The organism is Streptomyces filipinensis, from assembly GCF_014649495.1.
Classification (GTDB): domain Bacteria; phylum Actinomycetota; class Actinomycetes; order Streptomycetales; family Streptomycetaceae; genus Streptomyces; species Streptomyces filipinensis.
In genome coordinates, this window is record NZ_BMTD01000018.1 from 122,229 (window position 1) to 140,615 (window position 18,387).

Annotated in this window: 19 protein-coding genes and 1 pseudogene; 11 read left to right on the forward strand and 9 right to left on the reverse strand. The window is 73.0% G+C overall.

Annotated features, from left to right (window positions below; genetic code table 11):
• The coding region (locus IE244_RS32175) for a VOC family protein (protein WP_191877152.1) at positions 1-398 on the reverse strand (398 nt) is incomplete at its 3' end.
• A 267-nt stretch (positions 399-665) separates the two neighbouring features.
• Between IE244_RS32175 and IE244_RS32180 the strand changes: the two genes are divergently transcribed.
• The 4 genes from IE244_RS32180 (at position 666) to IE244_RS32195 (ending at position 4,719) form a co-directional block, all read left to right on the forward strand.
• A complete protein-coding gene (locus IE244_RS32180) occupies positions 666-1,460 on the forward strand; it encodes a PQQ-binding-like beta-propeller repeat protein (RefSeq protein ID WP_229854474.1) in 795 nt (264 codons plus the stop codon).
• Positions 1,461-1,578: 118 nt separating this feature from the next.
• On the forward strand, positions 1,579-3,177 hold the full coding sequence (locus IE244_RS32185; RefSeq protein ID WP_191877107.1) for an ABC-F family ATP-binding cassette domain-containing protein: 1,599 nt from the start codon (positions 1,579-1,581) through the stop codon (positions 3,175-3,177).
• 387 nt (positions 3,178-3,564) lie between these two features.
• Positions 3,565-3,786: a helix-turn-helix domain-containing protein gene (locus IE244_RS32190; protein ID WP_004002281.1), complete on the forward strand. Its 222-nt coding sequence runs from the start codon at positions 3,565-3,567 to the stop codon at positions 3,784-3,786.
• A 129-nt stretch (positions 3,787-3,915) separates the two neighbouring features.
• The gene (locus IE244_RS32195) at positions 3,916-4,719 is read left to right on the forward strand and encodes an enoyl-CoA hydratase/isomerase family protein (protein ID WP_191877108.1); all 804 of its coding nucleotides are present in this window, start codon (positions 3,916-3,918) and stop codon (positions 4,717-4,719) included.
• 27 nt (positions 4,720-4,746) lie between these two features.
• Here IE244_RS32195 and IE244_RS32200 read toward each other — a convergent pair whose 3' ends face one another.
• The gene (locus IE244_RS32200; protein ID WP_308436302.1) at positions 4,747-4,869 is read right to left on the reverse strand and encodes a hypothetical protein; all 123 of its coding nucleotides are present in this window, start codon (positions 4,867-4,869) and stop codon (positions 4,747-4,749) included.
• Positions 4,870-4,875: 6 nt separating this feature from the next.
• On the opposite strand from IE244_RS32200, the pseudogene IE244_RS42395 reads away from it, so the two are divergent.
• A pseudogene (locus IE244_RS42395) lies at positions 4,876-5,322 on the forward strand (Asp23/Gls24 family envelope stress response protein); the annotation flags it as partial.
• Between the two features lie 93 nt (positions 5,323-5,415).
• Here the strand turns inward: IE244_RS42395 and IE244_RS32205 are convergent.
• The 6 genes from IE244_RS32205 to IE244_RS32230 form a co-directional block, all read right to left on the reverse strand.
• Entirely contained in the window at positions 5,416-6,171 is a 756-nt protein-coding gene (locus IE244_RS32205) for an SDR family oxidoreductase (protein ID WP_191877109.1), read from the reverse strand.
• Between the two features lie 5 nt (positions 6,172-6,176).
• A complete protein-coding gene (locus tag IE244_RS32210; RefSeq protein ID WP_191877110.1) occupies positions 6,177-7,961 on the reverse strand; it encodes a glycoside hydrolase family 15 protein in 1,785 nt (594 codons plus the stop codon).
• Positions 7,962-8,040: 79 nt separating this feature from the next.
• The gene (locus IE244_RS32215) at positions 8,041-8,838 is read right to left on the reverse strand and encodes an SURF1 family cytochrome oxidase biogenesis protein (RefSeq protein ID WP_444545080.1); all 798 of its coding nucleotides are present in this window, start codon (positions 8,836-8,838) and stop codon (positions 8,041-8,043) included.
• Positions 8,839-8,887: 49 nt separating this feature from the next.
• Positions 8,888-9,121: a metallothionein gene (locus IE244_RS32220; RefSeq protein WP_191877112.1), complete on the reverse strand. Its 234-nt coding sequence runs from the start codon at positions 9,119-9,121 to the stop codon at positions 8,888-8,890.
• A gap of 79 nt (positions 9,122-9,200) precedes the next feature.
• Positions 9,201-10,193 (reverse strand): DEDDh family exonuclease, encoded by a 993-nt coding sequence (locus tag IE244_RS32225; protein WP_191877113.1) that lies wholly within the window; start codon positions 10,191-10,193, stop codon positions 9,201-9,203.
• Positions 10,194-10,354: 161 nt separating this feature from the next.
• A complete protein-coding gene (locus tag IE244_RS32230) occupies positions 10,355-11,035 on the reverse strand; it encodes a TetR/AcrR family transcriptional regulator (RefSeq protein WP_229854475.1) in 681 nt (226 codons plus the stop codon).
• Between the two features lie 90 nt (positions 11,036-11,125).
• On the opposite strand from IE244_RS32230, the gene IE244_RS32235 reads away from it, so the two are divergent.
• The 6 genes from IE244_RS32235 (at position 11,126) to IE244_RS32260 (ending at position 17,281) form a co-directional block, all read left to right on the forward strand.
• On the forward strand, positions 11,126-11,923 hold the full coding sequence (locus IE244_RS32235) for an acetoacetate decarboxylase family protein (protein WP_191877114.1): 798 nt from the start codon (positions 11,126-11,128) through the stop codon (positions 11,921-11,923).
• Positions 11,923-12,807: an SDR family NAD(P)-dependent oxidoreductase gene (locus tag IE244_RS32240; protein WP_191877115.1), complete on the forward strand. Its 885-nt coding sequence runs from the start codon at positions 11,923-11,925 to the stop codon at positions 12,805-12,807. Before IE244_RS32235 ends, IE244_RS32240 begins: the two co-directional genes overlap by 1 nt.
• A gap of 12 nt (positions 12,808-12,819) precedes the next feature.
• Positions 12,820-14,118, forward strand: a complete 1,299-nt coding sequence (locus tag IE244_RS32245; protein WP_191877116.1) for an amidohydrolase family protein — start codon at positions 12,820-12,822, stop codon at positions 14,116-14,118.
• A complete protein-coding gene (locus IE244_RS32250) occupies positions 14,115-15,341 on the forward strand; it encodes an amidohydrolase family protein (RefSeq protein ID WP_191877117.1) in 1,227 nt (408 codons plus the stop codon). The genes IE244_RS32245 and IE244_RS32250 overlap by 4 nt, the downstream gene beginning before the upstream one ends.
• Before the next feature lie 55 nt (positions 15,342-15,396).
• Positions 15,397-16,107, forward strand: coding sequence for a VIT1/CCC1 transporter family protein (locus IE244_RS32255; protein ID WP_191877118.1), 711 nt, complete (start codon positions 15,397-15,399; stop codon positions 16,105-16,107).
• Between the two features lie 124 nt (positions 16,108-16,231).
• Positions 16,232-17,281 (forward strand): zinc-dependent alcohol dehydrogenase family protein, encoded by a 1,050-nt coding sequence (locus tag IE244_RS32260; protein ID WP_191877119.1) that lies wholly within the window; start codon positions 16,232-16,234, stop codon positions 17,279-17,281.
• 4 nt (positions 17,282-17,285) lie between these two features.
• On the opposite strand, the gene IE244_RS32265 is transcribed toward IE244_RS32260, so the two are convergent.
• Positions 17,286-18,296 carry a CopD family protein gene (locus IE244_RS32265; RefSeq protein ID WP_191877120.1) on the reverse strand — a complete coding sequence of 337 codons (1,011 nt, stop codon included), beginning with the start codon at positions 18,294-18,296 and terminating at the stop codon, positions 17,286-17,288.
• Positions 18,297-18,387 lie beyond the last annotated feature (91 nt).

Here is an 18,387-nt window from a genome sequence, read left to right on the forward strand (position 1 = left end):
GGCGCGTACGTACCGAAGCTCCAGATGTTGCCCTCGGCGTCACGGGCCATGTAGTCCCGCGAGCCGTAGTCCTGGTCCGTCGGAGGCATCAGGATCTCCACGCCGTGCTCCAGGGCCCGCTGGTGGTGGGCGTCCACGTCGTCCACGACGACGTACACCCCGGCGGGTCCCGCGTCCTTCATCGCCGTGTCGAACAGGCCGCCCCGTCCTTTGGAGCCGATCATCACCGCGCCGTTGCCCTGGACCAGTTCGGCGTGCATCACCTTGCCGTCCTCCGTCTCGTACACCGACAGCTCGGTGAAGCCGAGGGCCTCCGTGAGCTGCCGTATCGCGGCCTTGGCGTCCGCGTACAGCACCGTGGGGTAGAGGCTCGGCCGTCCGCCGCCCGTACCTGCCATGCCGATCACTCCTTCGTGCGTCGGTTCCGTGGCGCCTTGCCCAGTCTCGCAGCCGCCACTGACAACGCCTCAGCGGAACGTGACGCGCTGCCCCACCTCCCCTGGTGCCTGTCCGCGGCGCCGAACCACCGGGCCCGCGGCACCGCCGGACCGCCACTCGAACGGGCGACTTCCCGCCCCGCCCGCCCCGCCACCGGCCCCCGTCCCGCCGCCCGCGACTACGCTCTGCGCCTGATCCGCGGCCGAGGACACCGAAGGGGGACGCAGGTGGCCACCCCACCACCCGCCCACCACCCACCCCACACCACGCCCGTCCGCCGCGCCGTCCCCCGCGCCCCGTCGAGCACGACCCCACGCCCGGCACCGCCCGCGACCCCCCACCGCGGCACCGCGCGCGTGCGCCGCGTTCTCCCCCTCCTCGCCGGCGTTCTCCTCGCCGTCGGTCTGCTGGGTGCCGCTCATCACGTGCGGTCCGTCCCGTACGGGGACCGTTTCGTGCCGGCCGTGCACGGGGAGCGGCCGGCGGCGGCCGGTGCGTGGACCTCCCGGGCGCGGGGAGCCGAGGTGGTCGCCTACGACACCCGCAGCGGGGCGCCGCGCTGGCGGTACGCGCGCGTGGGCCGCCGGCCGGTCGCCGTGCTGACCACGGGCGGGCAGGCGGTCGCGCTGTGGGACGACGGGCTGCTCACCGGCACCGACGGCCGCTCGGTGCGCTGGCACCGCGCGCTGCCCGACGCGGCCGAGTGGCTGCCGGGCCAGGGCGGCACCGGAGTGCTGCGCCCCCTCGGCCGGGGCATCCTCGCGGTCGTCACCCCGCACCGCGTCTCCGCGTACCGTCTCGCCGACGGCGATCTGCGCTGGCTGCTGCCCGCCCGCACGAGCTGCGCGTTCCGGCCCGAGGGCGCCGTACGGCGCGGCACGGCCCTGCTGATCGCCCAGCCCTGCGCGCGGGGCGCCTGGACCGGGCAGCTCGTGGCGCTGGACGATCTCGGGCGGATCACCCCGGACCGCACGCCGCTCGGCAACGGCCCCAGGCGGCGGGGGCCGAACGCGCGGACGTAGAAAAACCGCTTGCATGGCCCCGTTAGACTTATCCCATGGCCATTCTCCTCGCGCATTAGACGGCGGGAACGTCCTCAGCCGCCCACCCGCCAATCCCTGTACGCCCTGGAGTCTGTCCGTGATCTCCGCCTCCGGTATCGAGCTGCGCGCCGGTGCGCGCGTCCTCATCGAGAACGCCACCTTCCGTGTCGCGAAGGGCGACCGCATCGGACTCGTCGGCCGCAACGGCGCCGGCAAGACCACCCTCACCAAGTGCCTGGCCGGTGAGGGCATCCCCGCCGCCGGCCAGATCACCCGCTCCGGCGAGGTCGGCTACCTCCCGCAGGACCCCCGTACCGGCGACCTGGACGTCCTCGCCCGGGACCGCATCCTGTCCGCGCGCGGGCTCGACGTACTGATCCGCAAGATGCGCGAGAACGAGGAGCGCATCGCGAGCGGCAAGGGCGGCACCCGCGAGAAGGCCCTCAAGCAGTACGAGCGCCAGGAGACGGAGTTCCTCACCAAGGGCGGATACGCCGCCGAGGCCGAGGCCGCCACCATCGCCGCCGCGCTGAACCTGCCCGACCGGGTGCTCGGCCAGCCGCTGCACACCCTCTCCGGTGGTCAGCGCCGTCGTATCGAGCTGGCCCGGATCCTGTTCTCCGACGCGGACACGCTGCTCCTGGACGAGCCGACCAACCACCTCGACGCGGACTCGATCATCTGGCTGCGGGACTACCTGAAGACCTACCGCGGCGGCTTCATCGTGATCTCCCACGACGTCGACCTGGTCGAGACGGTCGTCAACAAGGTGTTCTACCTGGACGCCAACCGGTCCATGATCGACGTCTACAACATGGGCTGGAAGCTCTACCAGCAGCAGCGCGAGGCCGACGAGAAGCGCCGCAAGCGCGAGCGCGCCAACGCCGAGAAGAAGGCCGCCGCGCTCAACGCGCAGGCCGACAAGATGCGCGCCAAGGCGACCAAGACGGTCGCCGCGCAGAACATGGCCCGCCGCGCGGACAAGCTGCTCTCCGGGCTGGAGGCGGTCCGCCAGTCCGACAAGGTCGCCAAGCTCCGCTTCCCGGAGCCCGCGTCCTGTGGCAAGACCCCGCTGATGGCCGAGGGCCTGTCGAAGTCGTACGGCTCCCTGGAGATCTTCACCGACGTCGACCTGGCCATCGACAAGGGCTCCAGGGTCGTCATCCTCGGGCTCAACGGCGCCGGCAAGACCACCCTGCTGCGTCTGCTCGGTGGGGTGGAGCAGCCCGACACCGGCGAGGTCGTCCCCGGCCACGGGCTCAAGCTCGGCTACTACGCCCAGGAGCACGAGACCCTGGACCCCGACCGCACGGTCCTGGAGAACATGCGCTCGGCCGCTCCCGACATGGACCTGGTCGAGGTCCGCAAGGTGCTCGGTTCGTTCCTGTTCTCCGGTGACGACGTGGACAAGCCGGCCGGTGTCCTCTCCGGCGGCGAGAAGACCCGTCTCGCCCTGGCCACCCTGGTCGTCTCCTCGGCGAACGTGCTGCTCCTGGACGAGCCCACCAACAACCTGGACCCCGCCAGCCGCGAGGAGATCCTCGGCGCCCTGCGCACCTACAAGGGCGCGGTCGTCCTCGTCACCCACGACGAGGGTGCCGTCGAGGCGCTCCAGCCCGAGCGGATCATCCTGCTGCCCGACGGCGTCGAGGACCTGTGGGGCTCCGACTACGCGGATCTCGTCGCCCTGGCGTGAGGCACGCGTCGCCCTGGCGCGATCGAGACCCTGATCCCGGCTGATTCCTGCTGATCCCGATTGATCCACTGGGTATGGATCATTCGGCCGATCCGTGATCCATCATCTGTGTGAGATCTCCTCGTATCGGGGTGTGTCGTACACGGATTTCCCGGCCGATCCCCTGCGTGCCAAGGGATCGGCCGCTTCGCGTCGCTGACCTGGCACTTCGCGAATCCACCCGTTCGGCCCTCCGGACACCACCCCTTGGAATTGAGTATTCCGCTTGTGGGGATGAGCTCCTGTCGTCACAACGATGTCTCACGGACCTTGCCGAATGGGTGGCCATCACGCCCAAGAGGGGTGATCATGAGGAGACCAGAGCGCACTTCCCATGAGGAGGCACGGGTGGCCGAGACTCTGAAGAAGGGCAGCCGGGTGACCGGCGCCGCGCGCGACAAGCTCGCGGCAGACCTGAAGAAGAAGTACGACTCCGGTGCGAGCATCCGGGCGCTGGCCGAGGAGACCGGCCGCTCGTATGGCTTCGTGCACCGGATGCTCAGCGAGTCGGGCGTCACGCTCCGTGGGCGTGGCGGAGCGACCCGGGGCAAGAAGGCCGCATCGTCCTGACTCCGGGCGGCCCATCGGCTTCGATGGTGGCCACCCGGTCGGCATTCTGATCGACCGGGTGGTTACTGTGCAGTCACTTAGCATGCCGTAACGGCACTGCGTGATGACCGCACCCATCGGAGGCGCCCCATGGCTTCGCCCGACCAGGACCTCGCTCCTGTACTCGACAAGGACGGCGTACGGCTCACCGTCGACGACACGCTCGCCACGGTGACGCTGACCAACCCGGCCAAGCGCAACGCGCAGAGCCCCGCCCTGTGGCGGGCGCTCACCGAGGCCGGGCGGCTGCTGCCGGGCTCCGTCCGTGTCGTGGTGCTGCGTGGCGAGGGCAGGTCCTTCTCCGCCGGACTGGACCGGCAGATGTTCACCCCGGAGGGGATCCCGGGCGAGCCGTCCTTCATCGAACTCGCGCGCCGTGACGACGCCGGGCTCGACGCGACCATCGCCGAGTTCCAGGAGGCGTTCACCTGGTGGCGGCGGAACGACATCGTGTCCATCGCCGCCGTCCAAGGACACGCCATCGGGGCCGGTTTCCAGCTCGCGCTCGGCTGCGATCTGCGGGTCGTCGCGGACGACGTGCAGTTCGCCATGCGTGAGACCAGTCTCGGTCTCGTACCCGACCTGACCGGCACGCACCCGCTGGTCGGTCTCGTCGGGTACGCCCGCGCGCTTGAGATCTGCGCCACCGGACGATTCGTCGGGGCGGCGGAGGCGGTGGCGTCGGGGCTGGCCAACGTCGCCGTGCCCGGGGACCAACTGGACGACGCGGTACGGGACTTGGCGTCGGCGCTGCTGGGCGCGCCGCGCGATGCCGTCGTGGAGACCAAGGCGTTGCTCCGTGGCGCCGCCGATCGTACGTACGACGAACAGCGCGCGGCCGAGCGTGCCGCTCAGGCCCGGCGACTGCGGGACCTGGCCGGCGTCGGCGAATAGAGGGGACTGCCCAAGCGGGCGGGCCCGTCAGCCGACCGCCGTGATCGCGACGGCCACGGTGGGCCTGTCCGCCAGTGCGTCCCTCACGGCGGCGCGCACCCGCCGGGCCACGTCCACGGCCCGGTGGTCCGTGCCGGTCGCCAGCTCCACGCGCACGTCCTGCCCACCCAGGCCGAACGCACCCGCTGGCGGGGCACCGCCTGGTGGTGGCCCTCGGTCCTCGGCGGCCTGGCCGTCGTGGTCCTGCTCGCCCTGGCTCGCTCACGACGATCCTGCGCCGCCGGCGGCTGACCGAGGTCCTGATCGACACCGGCGACGGCGCGTACGCCCTCCTGCGCGCCGGGGCCCTGGAGCCGGCCCTGGCCCAGGACGCCGTCCGGCAGCGGGGCGTGACCCACGCCGAGGTCCGGCTGCGGGGCCGCGGTACGGCACCCGTGGCGGGGGTCCGGCTCCAACCGGAGCCGGGGACGGACCCGGCGGCGGCCCTGACCGAGTTCACGACCCGGGCCCTGACCCACGCAACACCGGTCGGCGGGCCTGGCGTCGCTTGCGGCGGAGGTACGGCTGAGGGCCGTCAAGCACCGCGCGGAGAGGGTCGTTTGACGGCGGGCGGGGAGCCGGCCCGCCAGGCGGGCGGGGCCGTCTCGATCGGCGGCTCCGCCGCGTGGGCGCGAGCAGCCCGCCCCCGACCGGCACTCAGAACCCGTGCCGCATACCCCCGTCCACGGGCAACATGACCCCGCTCAGATAGGAAGCGGCCGGAGACAGCATGAAGGCCGCGACCCGCCCGAACTCCTCCGGCGCCCCGTACCGCCGCAGCGGGATCCGCGACTCGTTCGCGGCCCGGGTGGCCTCCGGGTCGGCGGACAGCCCGTCGAGCTCGCGCACGCGATCCGTGTCGATACGCGACGGCAGCAGCCCCAGCACCCGGATCCCCCGCGGCCCCAGCTCGTCGGCGAGGGACTTGGCGAACCCGGCGAGTCCCGGCCGCAGCCCGTTGGAGATGGTCAGCCCCGGAATGGGCTCGTGCACCGACGCCGACAGCACGAACCCGATGACCCCGCCGGGCTCCAGTTCGGCCGCCGCCGCGCGAGCGACCCGCACCGCGCCGAGGAACACCGACTCGAACGCGTTCCGCCACTGCTCGTCGGTGTTGTCCGCGACGAACCCCGGCGCCGGGCCGCCCACGCTGACCAGCACGCCGTGGAAGCCGCCGAAGTGCGTACGCGCGGCCGCGATCAGCCGCTCCGGAGCCTGCGCGTCGGCGTTGTCCACGGCCACGCCGACCGCGTTCGGGCCCAGTTCGGCGGCGGCGTCGGCCACCCGCTTCCCGTCCCGGCCGCTGATCACGACCTTCGCCCCGTCGGCGACGAGTTCCCGCGCGGCGGCGTTGCCCAGCCCGCGGGTCGCCCCGGTGACGACGTACACCCGGTCCTTCAGTCCAAGATCCATGGCCCCTATCCTGCCTCGTCGTCCCCGAACAGCGTCAGGGCGGTGTTCACCAGCCCGATGTGGCTGAACGCCTGCGGGAAGTTGCCCAGCTGGCGGCCGGTGACGGGGTCGTACTCCTCGGCCAGCAGCCCCACGTCGTTGACCAGGCCCACCAGACGGTCGAACAGTTCCCGCGCCTCCTTCGTCCGGCCGGTCATGTGCAGCGCGTCGGCCAGCCAGAACGAGCAGGCCAGGAAGGCGCCCTCGCCGCTCGGCAGCCCGTCGACCACCGAGTCCCCGGTGTCGTACCGGCGCAGGAAGCCGCCGTGCCCGAGGCCGTCGCGGATCGCGTCGACCGTGCCGATCACCCGCGGGTCGTCGGCCGGCAGGAAGCCGACGCGCGGGATGAGCAGCAGCGCCGCGTCGAGTTCCCGGGAGCCGTAGCACTGCGTGAAGGTGGCGCGCTCGGGGTCGAAGCCCTTCTCGCACACCTCCCGGTGGACCTCGTCGCGCAGGCCTCGCCAGCCCTCCAGGTCGCCGTCCAGCTCCTTGTGCTGCTCCAGCGTCCGCACGGCCCGGTCGGCCGCCACCCACACCATCACCTTGGAGTGCACGAACTGGCGCCGGCCGCCGCGCACCTCCCACAGGCCCTCGTCCGGCTGCCGCCACGCCGCCGCCAGGAACTGCATCAGCGCGCGCTGGATGGCCCACATGTGCGGCCGGGTCGGCAGGCCCGACGCGCGGGCCAGCGACAGCGAGTCCATCACCTCGCCGTACACGTCGAGCTGGAGCTGGTCGACGGCGCCGTTGCCGATGCGTACGGGACAGGAGCGGGCGAAGCCGGGCAGCCAGGGCAGTTCCCGCTCCGGCAGCCGCCGCTCGCCCGCGACGCCGTACATGATCTGCAGATCGGCCGGGTCGCCCGCGACCGCGCGCAGCAGCCAGTCGCGCCAGGCCTCGGCCTCGTTGTGGTAGCCCGCGGTGAGCAGCGCGCCGAGGGTGAGGGTGGAGTCGCGCAGCCAGCAGTACCGGTAGTCCCAGTTGCGCACGCCGCCGGGCCGCTCGGGCAGCGAGGTGGTGGCCGCGGCGACGATCCCGCCGGTCGGGGCGTAGGTGAGGGCCTTCAACGTGATTAGGGACCGCACGACCAGGTCCCGGTACGGGCCGTCGTAGCGGCACTCCCGGGCCCAGCGCCGCCAGTCGGTGACGCTGCTCTCCAGGGCCTCGTAGGGGTCGGTGAGCGGCGGCCGGCGCTCGTGCGAGGGGTGCCAGGTGAGCACGAACGCGACCCGGTCGCCCTCGCCGAGGGTGAACTCGGCATGGGTGCCGTAGTCCTCGCCCCAGGTCCGCACGGCCGGTTCGGAGCGCAGCCAGACCGAGTCCGGGCCCGCGACGGCCACCCGGTGCCCGTCCGAGCGGCGCACCCACGGCATGATCGAGCCGTAGTCGAAGCGGAGGCGGAGGGTGCTGCGGACGGTGACCCGGCCACGGACGCCTTCGGCGATCCGTACGACGTCGGGGGCGCGGTCGCGCTGCGGCATCAGGTCGGTGACGCGGACCGTGCCGTCGGTGGTCTCCCACTCGGTGTCGAGGACGAGGGTGTCGGAGCGGTAGGCGCGGCGGGCGCAGGTGTCCGCTCCCCGCGGGGCGATCCGCCAGTAGCCGTGGTTCCCGTCGCCCAGCAGCTTCGCGAAGCAGGCGCCGGAGTCGAAGCGCGGCAGGCACAGCCAGTCGATCGAGCCGTCGCGGCCGACCAGCGCGGCGGTCTGCTCGTCACCGATGAGGGCGTAGTCCTCGATGCGCGGGTCCACGGGGTGCGGCTTCCCGGCGGACGCCGGGGCCAATCAGGTGGTGCGCCTGAGGAGTGAGACCGTCCGGGTCAGGCCCGGGTCACACCGCTGCCGGTTCCGTCTCCTCCGGCTTCGCCTCCGCCGAGGCCTCCTGCCGGTCGCGGATCTCCCGGCGGACCAGGCACCACCAGCCGACCGGGACGGCCGCGGCGAACAGCCACCACTGGATCATGTACGCGTAGTTCAGCGGGGCGTCCTCGCTGCCCGGGTCGGAGATCTGCTCCGGGGAGCCGTCCCTGGGCGTCGGCGCCGTCTGCTCGACATAGCCGCCGAGCACCTGCGCGCCGAGCCGGTGCGCCTCCTCCGCGCTGTTGATCAGCATGATCTGCCGGTCGGGGAGGCCTTTGACGTTCTTGATGCCGCTGGCCGCGGTGGTCTCGTCGGCCATCAGCCGCCCGGTGACGGTGGTGCGGCCGGCCGGCGGTGCGGGGATCTTCGGGAAGGCGGTCTGCACCCCGTTGGCGGGGATCCAGCCGCGGTTGACGAGCAGCACCCTGCCGTCGGCGAGGACGAACGGCGTGAGCACGTGGAAGCCGACCTCGCCGTCGGAGTTGGTCCGGCGCCGGACCACGACCTCCCTGGCGGTGTCGAAGGTGCCGGTCGCGGTGACCGTGCGGTACTTCTCGGTGCGGGTCACGGCGTGCCCGGGAGAGGACAGCCGCTCGACCGGGACCGGCTCGGCGTGCAGCGCCGAGGAGACCAGGTCGTTGCGAGCGGTGCGCTCCAGGTACCGGTGGTGCTGCCAGATGCCCAGCCTGATCATCGTCGGGATCAGCGCGATCGCGACGAGCGTGAGGATGACCCACTGGCGGGACAACAGGAAGCGGTAGCGGTGCACCCCACGACGGTACCTCCGAGCCGTGGGGTGCATTCGGGCGGGTACCGGGTCACACCCGGTCGACGATGCCCGTCTTTCCGTCGGCCCGGGCGCAGTGCGCGCCGCAGAACCACTTGCCGTCGGCCTCCACGCCCTGGCCGATGATCTGCACCCGGCAGTGCTCGCAGATGGGGGCCATGCGGTGGATCGCACAGGAGAAGCAGTCGAACACATGCACAGCGCCCTGTGCGTGGACCTCGAAGGTCATTCCGTAGTCATTGCCGCAGACTTCACATTTCGCCATGCGCCACAGGGTGGGCCGTCGCCGGGACGAGGGCGAGCGGGTTCCGGGTGAGTCGTGTGCCAATCACTCATCCGTACGATCACCCGTCGGCGGGCTCCACGTCCCGCAGCAGCTGCCCGAACGCGGCCTCGTCGACGATCGGCGTACCGAACTGGCGCGCCTTGACCACCTTGGACGTGCCCGAGTCCGGGTCGTTGGTCACCAGCAGGCTGGTCAGCCGGGAGATGCTGGACGCCACATGCAGGCCGGCCTCGGTGGCCCGGTCCTCCAGCAGTTCGCGGTCGGTGGAGGTGTCTCCGGAGAACGCCACTCGCATGCCCTGTTTGAGGTGTTTGCCGTCTTCGTAGCGACCCGGGTTGGGATAGGGGCATGCGGGCCTTTTACGGGAAGGGCGCCAACTGCTCTGCCGGTAGCCGCCGTAGCCACCTGGTCCGCCGGTCGACTGCCGGGGCACCGGACGGTCCGACCACTCCGTCAGCGGCCGGCACTCCAGCAGCGGCAGTCGTAGGCCGCCCGCCGCCGCGGCCCGCAGGCTGGGCCGGAAGGCCTCCGCCAGCACGCGCGCGTCGTCCAGCGCGTGGTGCGCCCGCTGCTGTACGACCCCGTAGTGCGCCGCCAGCGACTCCAGCTTGAAGTTGGGCAGCGGCAGCCCCAGCTCCTTGGACAGCGCGATCGTGCACAGCCGCTGACGCACCGGAGCCTCGCGCCGCGCACGCGCGTACTCCCGCGCGATCATCTGCCAGTCGAAGACGGCGTTGTGCGCGACCAGCACCCGGCCGTCCAGCCGGGCCGCGAACTCCTCGGCGACGTCCGCGAACAGCGGCGCCCCTTCCAGCACCTCGCTCGTCAGGCCGTGTATCCACACGGGCCCCGGATCGCGCTCCGGGTTGACCAGCGTGTACCAGTGGTCCTCGACCTCGCCGCGCTCGTCCAGCCGGTAGACGGCCGCCGAGATGATCCGGTCGTCCCGGGCCAGGCCGGTGGTCTCCACGTCAACGACCGCGTATCCCTTCGGATACACGGCCGGCCACTGGGTGGGGGAGGACACTGCGGTCGCACGGTCTTCGAGCATGGTCACTGAGGATACGGGCCACGACTGACAGTCCGGTGCCACAGGTGCCGCCCGCAGGTCCGCGAAGCCGCTCGGCCGCTCGAAGCTCGTACACCCGCGTGCTCGAAGCGCGTACACGCGCGTGTCCGCCGCTCGTACACCCGCGTGCCCGCCCGTGCTTCTCACCCGGCCGGGCCGGGCGGACGGCCGGGTGGGAGCTCCTCCGGTGCCAGCAGCGACCGCACCAGCGCGCGTACCGCCGTCACGAACAGCCGCTCGGTGTCCACCGGGCGGGCCAGCGCACGCGCCAGCGCCGGGTCGTCCCCGGCGGTGACGCCACGCCACAGCTCGTCCTCGCCGGGGTGCTGGGCCGGGGCCCGCTCGCGGTTGCGCTCCACCAGCACATGGCCGACGACCTGGAACTGCACCGCGCGGACGAACTCGGCGGCCCGCGCGCCGCGCAGCCCGGCCGCGTGCGCCTCGCACACCAGGACCTGCTGCGCGGGCAGGAACATGCGCTCGGTCAGGCCCCGTTCGTGCACCAGGGCCACCAGATGCGGGTGGTCACGCAGCCGGCGGCGCAGCTCCCGGGCGATACAGACCACACGCTGCTCGGGTGTGTGCCCGGACGGGCGGACCTCGCCGAGATCGGCCACCGTGCGCTCCACCAGGGCGTCCAGCAGCGCCTCCCGGCCGCCCACGTGCCAGTAGATCGACGTCACCGCGGTGCCGAGCTCGGCGGCGAGCCTGCGCATGGTGAGCGCCTCCGCGCCGTGCTCCCTGACCAGCCCCGCGGCGGCCTCCAGCACCGCGTCCCGGCTCAGCGCCGCCCTCACCGCCCTGCTCGCCACGATGCCCCCCACGCCCGTCCGTACGCGTGTCTTTACCCCGGACGAGGTCTGCTGTAACTGTGTTACAGGTGACGGTCCGTCAGAAGAAGGGCGGTACGGCGTATGGCACGCGTACGGTACGGCGCACGGACCGAGAAGGAGATCGCCGCGACGCGCACCGCCGGCGCGCGGCTCCCCGACATCTGGTCCACCGGCGTGGTGGCCGTCTGGGAGACCGACCCGGACGCGGTCGCCGCGGTCCTGCCACCACCCCTGAAACCCACCGGAAGCCCACTCGTCCGGGTGACCGTCAGCAAGGTCGGCCTGCCCGGACCCCCGCTCGGCGCGGGCTCGTTCGCGGTGGCCGCCGCACACGGCGCGGTCGAGGGCTGGTACCCGCTCGTCATGCCGATGACCCAGGAACGTGCCCTCACCGGCGGGCGCGAGGTCTTCGGCGAGCCCAAGAAACTCGGCGAGGTGACCGTGGAGCGGGACGGGAGCGGCCTGCGCGCGGCCCTGGCCCGGCACGGCATCGCGTTCGTCGAGGTGCGCGGCACGGTCGACAGTGAACTGCCCCTGCCGGAGCCGGCCCGCAGGACCGATTTCTACTTCAAGTTCCTCCCCGCCGTGGACGGTTCCGGCCTCGACACCGGCCCCGTGCTGGTGCACTGCGTGCGCCGGGAGAAGGTGCGCCGGCTGGAGCGCGTCACCGGAGAGGTCGTCCTGCGTGAGTCGGCGTACGACCCCGTGGCCGACCTCCCGGTGCTGCGGCTGCGAGAGATCACCCTCGGCGAGAAGACCAGCGACCAGAGCGGCCGCGTCGTCGAACGGGTCGACGCCCGGGCGCTGCTTCCGTACGTCCACCAGCGCTACGACGATCCGCTGCAGCTCCTCGACGCGCCGCCCGAAGGGGGCAGCTGATGGACCTCGAAGCCGGACAGGTCGCCGTCGTCACCGGTGCCGCGAGCGGGATCGGGCTCGCGATGGCCCGCCGGTTCGCCGCCGAGGGCCTGAAGGTGGTCCTCGCCGACGTGGAGGAGGCCGCACTCGGCAAGGCCGCGGCCGGCCTGCGCGCCGAGGGTGCCGACGTGCACGCGCGCGTGGTCGACGTCGGCGAACGCGCCCAGGTCGTCGAGCTGGCCGAGGCGGCCTACGACACCTACGGCGCCGTGCACGTCCTGTGCAACAACGCGGGCGTCGGCTCGGGCGCCGAGGGCCGGATGTGGGAGCACGACCCGAACGACTGGCGGTGGGCCTTCGCCGTCAACGTGTGGGGCGTCTTCCACGGCGTCCAGGCCTTCGTCCCCAGGATGATCAAGGCGGGTCAACCCGGTCATGTGGTCAATACATCCTCCGCCGACGGCGGCATAGCACCGCTGCCGACCGCCTCCGTGTACGCGGTCACCAAGGCGGCCGTGGTCACCCTGACCGAGTCCCTGTACGCGCATCTGAAGGCCGAGCACGCGCGCGTGGGTGCCTCGGTGCTCTTCCCGGGCCCGCACATGCTGCGCACCGGCCTGTGGGAGTCGCACCGCAACCGCCCCGCCCGCTACGCCAAGCAACGCCCGCGCAAAACCCCGTACCGCAGCCTCGACCAGTGGGAGGCGGCGATGCGCGCGGCCGGCCAGGAGGTCCGCTTCACCCCCGTCGAGCAGGTCGCCGAGCTCGTCGTGTCCGGTATCCGGGCGGACCGCTTCTGGCTGCTGCCGGCGAGCGAGCACAGCGACGCCCAGATCCGCGCGCGGTCCCGGTCGATGCTGGACCGGGCGAACCCGTCGTACCTCGAACGCTTCGTTCTGGACTGAGAGGGGGTTCCCGTGACCGAGGCTGCTGCCGGCCGCGACGACCCGTACCTGATCATCTCCTCCGACTGCCACGCCGGGCTGCCCAGCGAGCAGTACCGGCCCTACCTGGAGACCCGTTTCCACCGGGACTTCGACGAGTTCCTCGCGGGCCGCGAACGGCGCCGCGAGGAGATGACCCGGCTCGGCATCCGCAACGAGGCGTTCGCCGACCGGTGGTTCCGCGACCACGAGGAGGGTCTACGCGGCGGCTGGGACACCGCACAGCGCCTGAAGGAGCTGGACGGGGACGGCGTGGCCGCCGAGGTGGTCTTCCCGGACGCCGACGCCGTGGACAGCCGCACCGCCGCCCCCTTCGGCGTGGGCCTCGGCCTCTCGGGCGACCAGGACCCGGACCTGGGCATGGCGGGCGCGCGGGCGCACAACCGCTGGCTCGCGGACTTCGTCTCCGAACACCCCGAACGGCACTGCGGCGTCGCCCTGTTGCCGGTGACGGCCCCCGTCGACCAGGTCGTCGCCGAGGTCCGGCGGGCCCGCGCGTCAGGCCTCGGCGCGTTGCTGATCCCGGCCATGTGGGCCGGCGGGGAGCCGTACCACGACCGCCGCTACGACCCCGTCTGGGCGGCCGCCGCCGAGTGCGGCATGCCGGTGCTCACCCACTCCGGGGCCGCCCCGCGCGAGGAGTACGGCGACCACCTCGGCATCTATGTGAGCGAGGTGACCTGGTGGCCGGCCCGGCCGCTGTGGTTCCTGCTGTGGTCCGGGGTCTTCGAACGCCACCCGGGCCTGCGCTTCGGGGTCGCCGAGTCCGGCTGCTGGTGGCTGCCGAACCTGCTCTGGTTCATGGACCGCCTCTATCTCGGCGCGCACGGCGGCAAGAAGCTCTCGCCGTTCGAGGAGCTGAAGCGTCCGCCGCACGAGTACCTCGACCGGCAGGTGTTCGTCTGCGCCACCAACACCAAGCGGCGGGAGCTGGCCCAGCGGTACGAGATCGGTGTCGACAACATCCTCTGGGGCAGCGACTTCCCGCACCCCGAGGGCACCTGGCCCGACACGCGCGCGTGGCTGCGCCGTACCTTCCACGACATCCCGGTGGGCGAGACCCGCCGCATGCTGGGCCTCGCGGCGGCGCGGGTCTTCGGCTTCGACGTCCAGAAGCTGACGCCGCTCGCCCGCCGTATCGGCCCGACCCCCGCCGAGCTCGGTCAGCCGGCCGACCAGGCGGCCGTCGAGGCGTCCTGGTCGCGTTCGCGCGAGGTGGGCCGGCACTGGCTGACCGACCACGACTTCCCCGTGCTGGGGGTGACGCGATGAGCGACCGGTACACGGTGATCTCCGCCGACTGCCATGCGGGAGCCGATCTCCTGGACTACAAGCCGTACCTGGAGAAGCGGTACCACGACGACTTCGACCTCTGGGCGGCCACCTACGTCAACCCCTACGAGGACCTGCTGGCCGACGCCGCCGACCGCAACTGGAACTCCGAGCGGCGCCTCGCGGAGCTGGAGGCGGACGGGATCGTGGCAGAGGTGATCTTCCCGAACACCATCCCGCCGTTCTTCCCGTCCGGCTCGCTGATGGCCCCGCCGCCGACCGCCGAGGACTTCGAGCGGCGCTGGGCCGGGCTGCGCGCCCACAACCGCTGGCTCGCGGACTTCTGCGCGGCCACGCCGGGCCGCCGGGCCGGCGTCTTCCAGATCCTGCTCGGCGACGTCGAACAGGCGGTCAAGGAGATCCGCCGGGCCGCGGCGGCGGGCCTGAAGGGCGGCCTGATGCTGCCCGGCACCCCGCCCGGCTCCGGCCTGCCCGAGCTGTACTCGCGCACGTACGACCCGATCTGGGCCGCCTGCGCGGAACTCGGCCTCCCCGTCAACCACCACGCCGGCTCGGCCTCCCCGCCGCTCGGCGAGGAACCGGCCGCCCGCGCGGTGTTCATGGTGGAGACGACCTGGTTCTCCCACCGGGCCCTGTGGCACCTGGTGTTCGGCGGCGCCTTCCGCCGTCACCCGGACCTGAGACTGGTCCTGACCGAACAGGGCTCCGGCTGGATCCCCGGAGTGCTCGGCATGCTGGACTACTACCACGGCCGCCTGGTCGCCGCGGCCACGAAGGCGGACACGGCCGAGGCCAAGTTCGGCGCCGGTCTCGCCGACGGCATGGGCGCGCCGCCCTCCCGGGTCTGGCGGGACAACTGCTTCGTCGGCGCCAGCTTCATGCGCCCGCACGAGGTGCCGCTGCGCGACCGCATCGGCGTCGACAAGATCATGTGGGGCAGCGACTACCCGCACGACGAGGGGACCCACCCCTACACCCGCGAGGCGCTCCGCTTCGCCTACCCGGGCGTCCCCCGCGACGAGCTCGCGGCCATGCTGGGCGGCAACGCGGCCCGCGTCTACGGCTTCGACCTCGCCCTCCTGGACCCCATAGCGGCGAAGGTGGGCCCCACGGCGGCCGAGCTCGCCGAACCCCTGACGAAACCCCCGGCGGACGCGACCAGTCCGGTGTTCGCGCGGGGGGCGTCGGTGCGCGTGTGGTGACGTCCGGGGTGCGTCCTGCCGGACCGGCGGCCGTGGAGGTGCGATCCTCCGTGCTGTGACGGAACCCACCCACGAAGAGGCCCACGGGGGCGCGCTCGGCTCGCGGCTGAACTGGCTGCGGGCCGCCGTGCTCGGCGCGAACGACGGCATCGTCTCCACCGCGGGCATCGTCGTCGGCGTGGCCGGCGCGACCGAGAGCCGGTCCGCGCTGCTCACCGCCGGACTGGCCGGCCTGCTCGCCGGTTCGATGTCCATGGCGGCCGGGGAGTACGTCTCCGTCTCCACCCAGCGCGACTCCGAGACGGCCGCGCTGGCCGTGGAGAAACGGGAACTGCGGGAGCAGCCGGAGGCCGAGCTGCGGGAGCTGACCACGCTGCTGCAGGAGCGCGGCCTGTCCCACGAGGTGGCCCGGGAGGCCGCCGAACAGCTCACCGCGCGGGACGCGCTGCGGGCTCACGCGCGCGTGGAGCTCGGTATCGACCCGGAGGAGCTCGCCAACCCCTGGCACGCGGCCTGGGCGAGCTTTCTGGCCTTCACGGTGGGCGCGCTGCTGCCCCTGCTGGCCATCGTCCTGCCCCCGGCCGGCCTGCGGCTCGGCGTCACCGTCGGCTCCGTCCTCGCCGCGCTCGTCCTCACCGGCTGGACCAGCGCCCGCCTGGGCGCGGCGGACCCGGCGCGGGCGGTCCTGCGCAACATGGCGGGCGGTGCGCTGGCCATGGGGGTCACCTACGCGGCGGGCAGCCTGCTGGGAGCGGCGGGCGTGTGATCACCCCGGTCCGCGTCCCGCGGCACCTCGGCGAGCGGCCCGCACAGGGGACGTCGTACCGTGAGGTGCGCTCGACCACCCCCTGAGCGCACCCGCACGATCCCGCACGAGAAGGACCCTCGCCATGCGCGCCACCACCATCCACGCCCCCTACGACATGCGCGTGGAGGACGTCCCCGAGCCCATGGTGCAGCTGCCCACCGACGCCGTGGTGCGGGTGCTGCGCTCCTGCATCTGCGGCAGCGACCTGTGGGCCTACCGGGGCGAGGCGGCCCGGCAGCCGGGCCAGCGCATCGGACACGAGTTCCTCGGTGTCGTCGAGGAGACCGGCTCCGAGGTGGGCACGGTCAAGCGCGGCGATCTGGTGGTCGCGCCCTTCATGTGGTCCGACGGTGTCTGCGACTACTGCCGCGAGGGCCTGACGACCTCCTGCGAGCACGGTGGCTTCTGGGGCTCCGTCGGCTACGACGGAGGCCAGGGCGAGGCCGTGCGCGTGCCGTTCGCCGACGGCACCCTCGTGCGACTCCCCAAGGACGCGGCCGGCGACGACCACCTGCTGTCGGCCCTGCTGACCCTCTCCGACGTCCTCGGCACCGGCCACCACGCCGCCCTCGGCGCGGGCGCCCGCCCCGGCGCCACGGTCGCCGTCGTCGGTGACGGCGCGGTCGGCCTGTGCGCCGTGCTGGCCGCCAAGCGGCTCGGCGCCGAGCGGATCATCGCGCTGGGCCGGCACGAGGTCCGCACCGACATCGCGCGCCGCTTCGGCGCCACCGACGTCGTCGCCGAGCGCGGGGACGCGGCCGTCGAGGCCGTCCGTGAACTCACCCGCGGCCAGGGCGCACACGCGGTCGTGGAGGCCGTCGGCACCGAGCAGTCCATGCGGACGGCCGTCAACATCACCCGCGACGGTGGCGCGATCGGCTTCGTCGGCGTGCCGCACGGCAGCGGCACCGGCCTGGACCTCGGCGTCATGTTCGACCGGAACATCGCCCTGCGCGGCGGCGTCGCACCCGTCCGCGCCTACATCCCGGACCTGCTGCCGGACGTCCTCGACGGCACGATCGACCCCTCGCCGGTGTTCGACATGACCGTCGGCATCGAAGGCGTGCCCGACGGCTACCGGGCCATGGACGAGCGCACCGCCCTCAAGGTGCTCGTCACCAACGACCGGTAGCCCGTCACGACCAGCGGATCGGCAGCGGCAGCGCCGTGAGCAGACCCGAGACCGCGACGACCGCGCCCAGCACGATCAGCTCGGCCCGGGCGGGCGGGTACGCGGTCAGCGGGCCGGCGGCGCGGCCCAGCCGGATCCGCGCCCACAGGGCGAGCAGCCCGACGGCGGCGACCAGGACCACCTTGGCCAGCAGGGTGCGCCCGTACGCCGTCGTCGTCAGCTGCTCCAGGATCGTGGCCGAGGGCATACGCCGCAGCGAGCTGCACACGCCCGTCGCGGTGACGGCCGCCAGCAGAACGGCCGCCACGCGCGCGTAGCGGCCGAGCAGCGCGGCCCCGGCGGGAGCGCCACGCCACCGCCCGATCAGCCGCAGGGTGTGCAGCAGACCGCCGGCCCACAGCGCCGCGCACGTCAGATGGACCAGCGTCAGACCTGAGCCGATCAGCGGGCTCTGCTCGGTCGGGGGGTGCGCCCGCAGCGCCTCCGCGACCACGACCGCGCCCAGGGGCCACACCTGGGCCGCCGGACGCCGGGAGAACGCGCACAGGGCCGCCAGCGGAAAGGCGTTGACCTCCACCAGGGCCAGTGCGCCGTCGCGGGAGCCGTACAGGCCGCCGACGTCGATCTGGCCGAGGCCGTGCGGGATCAGATCGCCCGCGGCCACCACCGAGGCGAGCGCGAGCGCGGCCACGAAGCCGACGGCACCGGCGAACGGCGCCCAGCTGCGCGGCCGTTCGGCCGGCACACCGGGCAGGCCCCGCGCCAGCCGGTGCGCGAACAGCTCGCCCAGGGGCACACCGAGCGCGGCGAACAGCACCGCGCGCAGCAGCCCGATGCCGCCGGCTCCCGGCGCGGCGGCCTCCCCGGTGCCGTGCAGCGCCGCCGACGGCCCGAGCAGCGGGATCAGGGTGCCCAGCGCCACCAGGACCAGGAGGGCGACGGCCCGGCCGGTGCCGGACCGCCGGGCGCGGCCGTCTTCGTCGCTCAGCTCGGCGGACGGGCGTATCAGGCTCACCCCGTGATCTTCGCCAGTCGCCGCAGAACCGGGCAAGTCCCGGAAAACAACTGGTGTACGGCATTCCACCGATACATATGTTTCCGGCCGC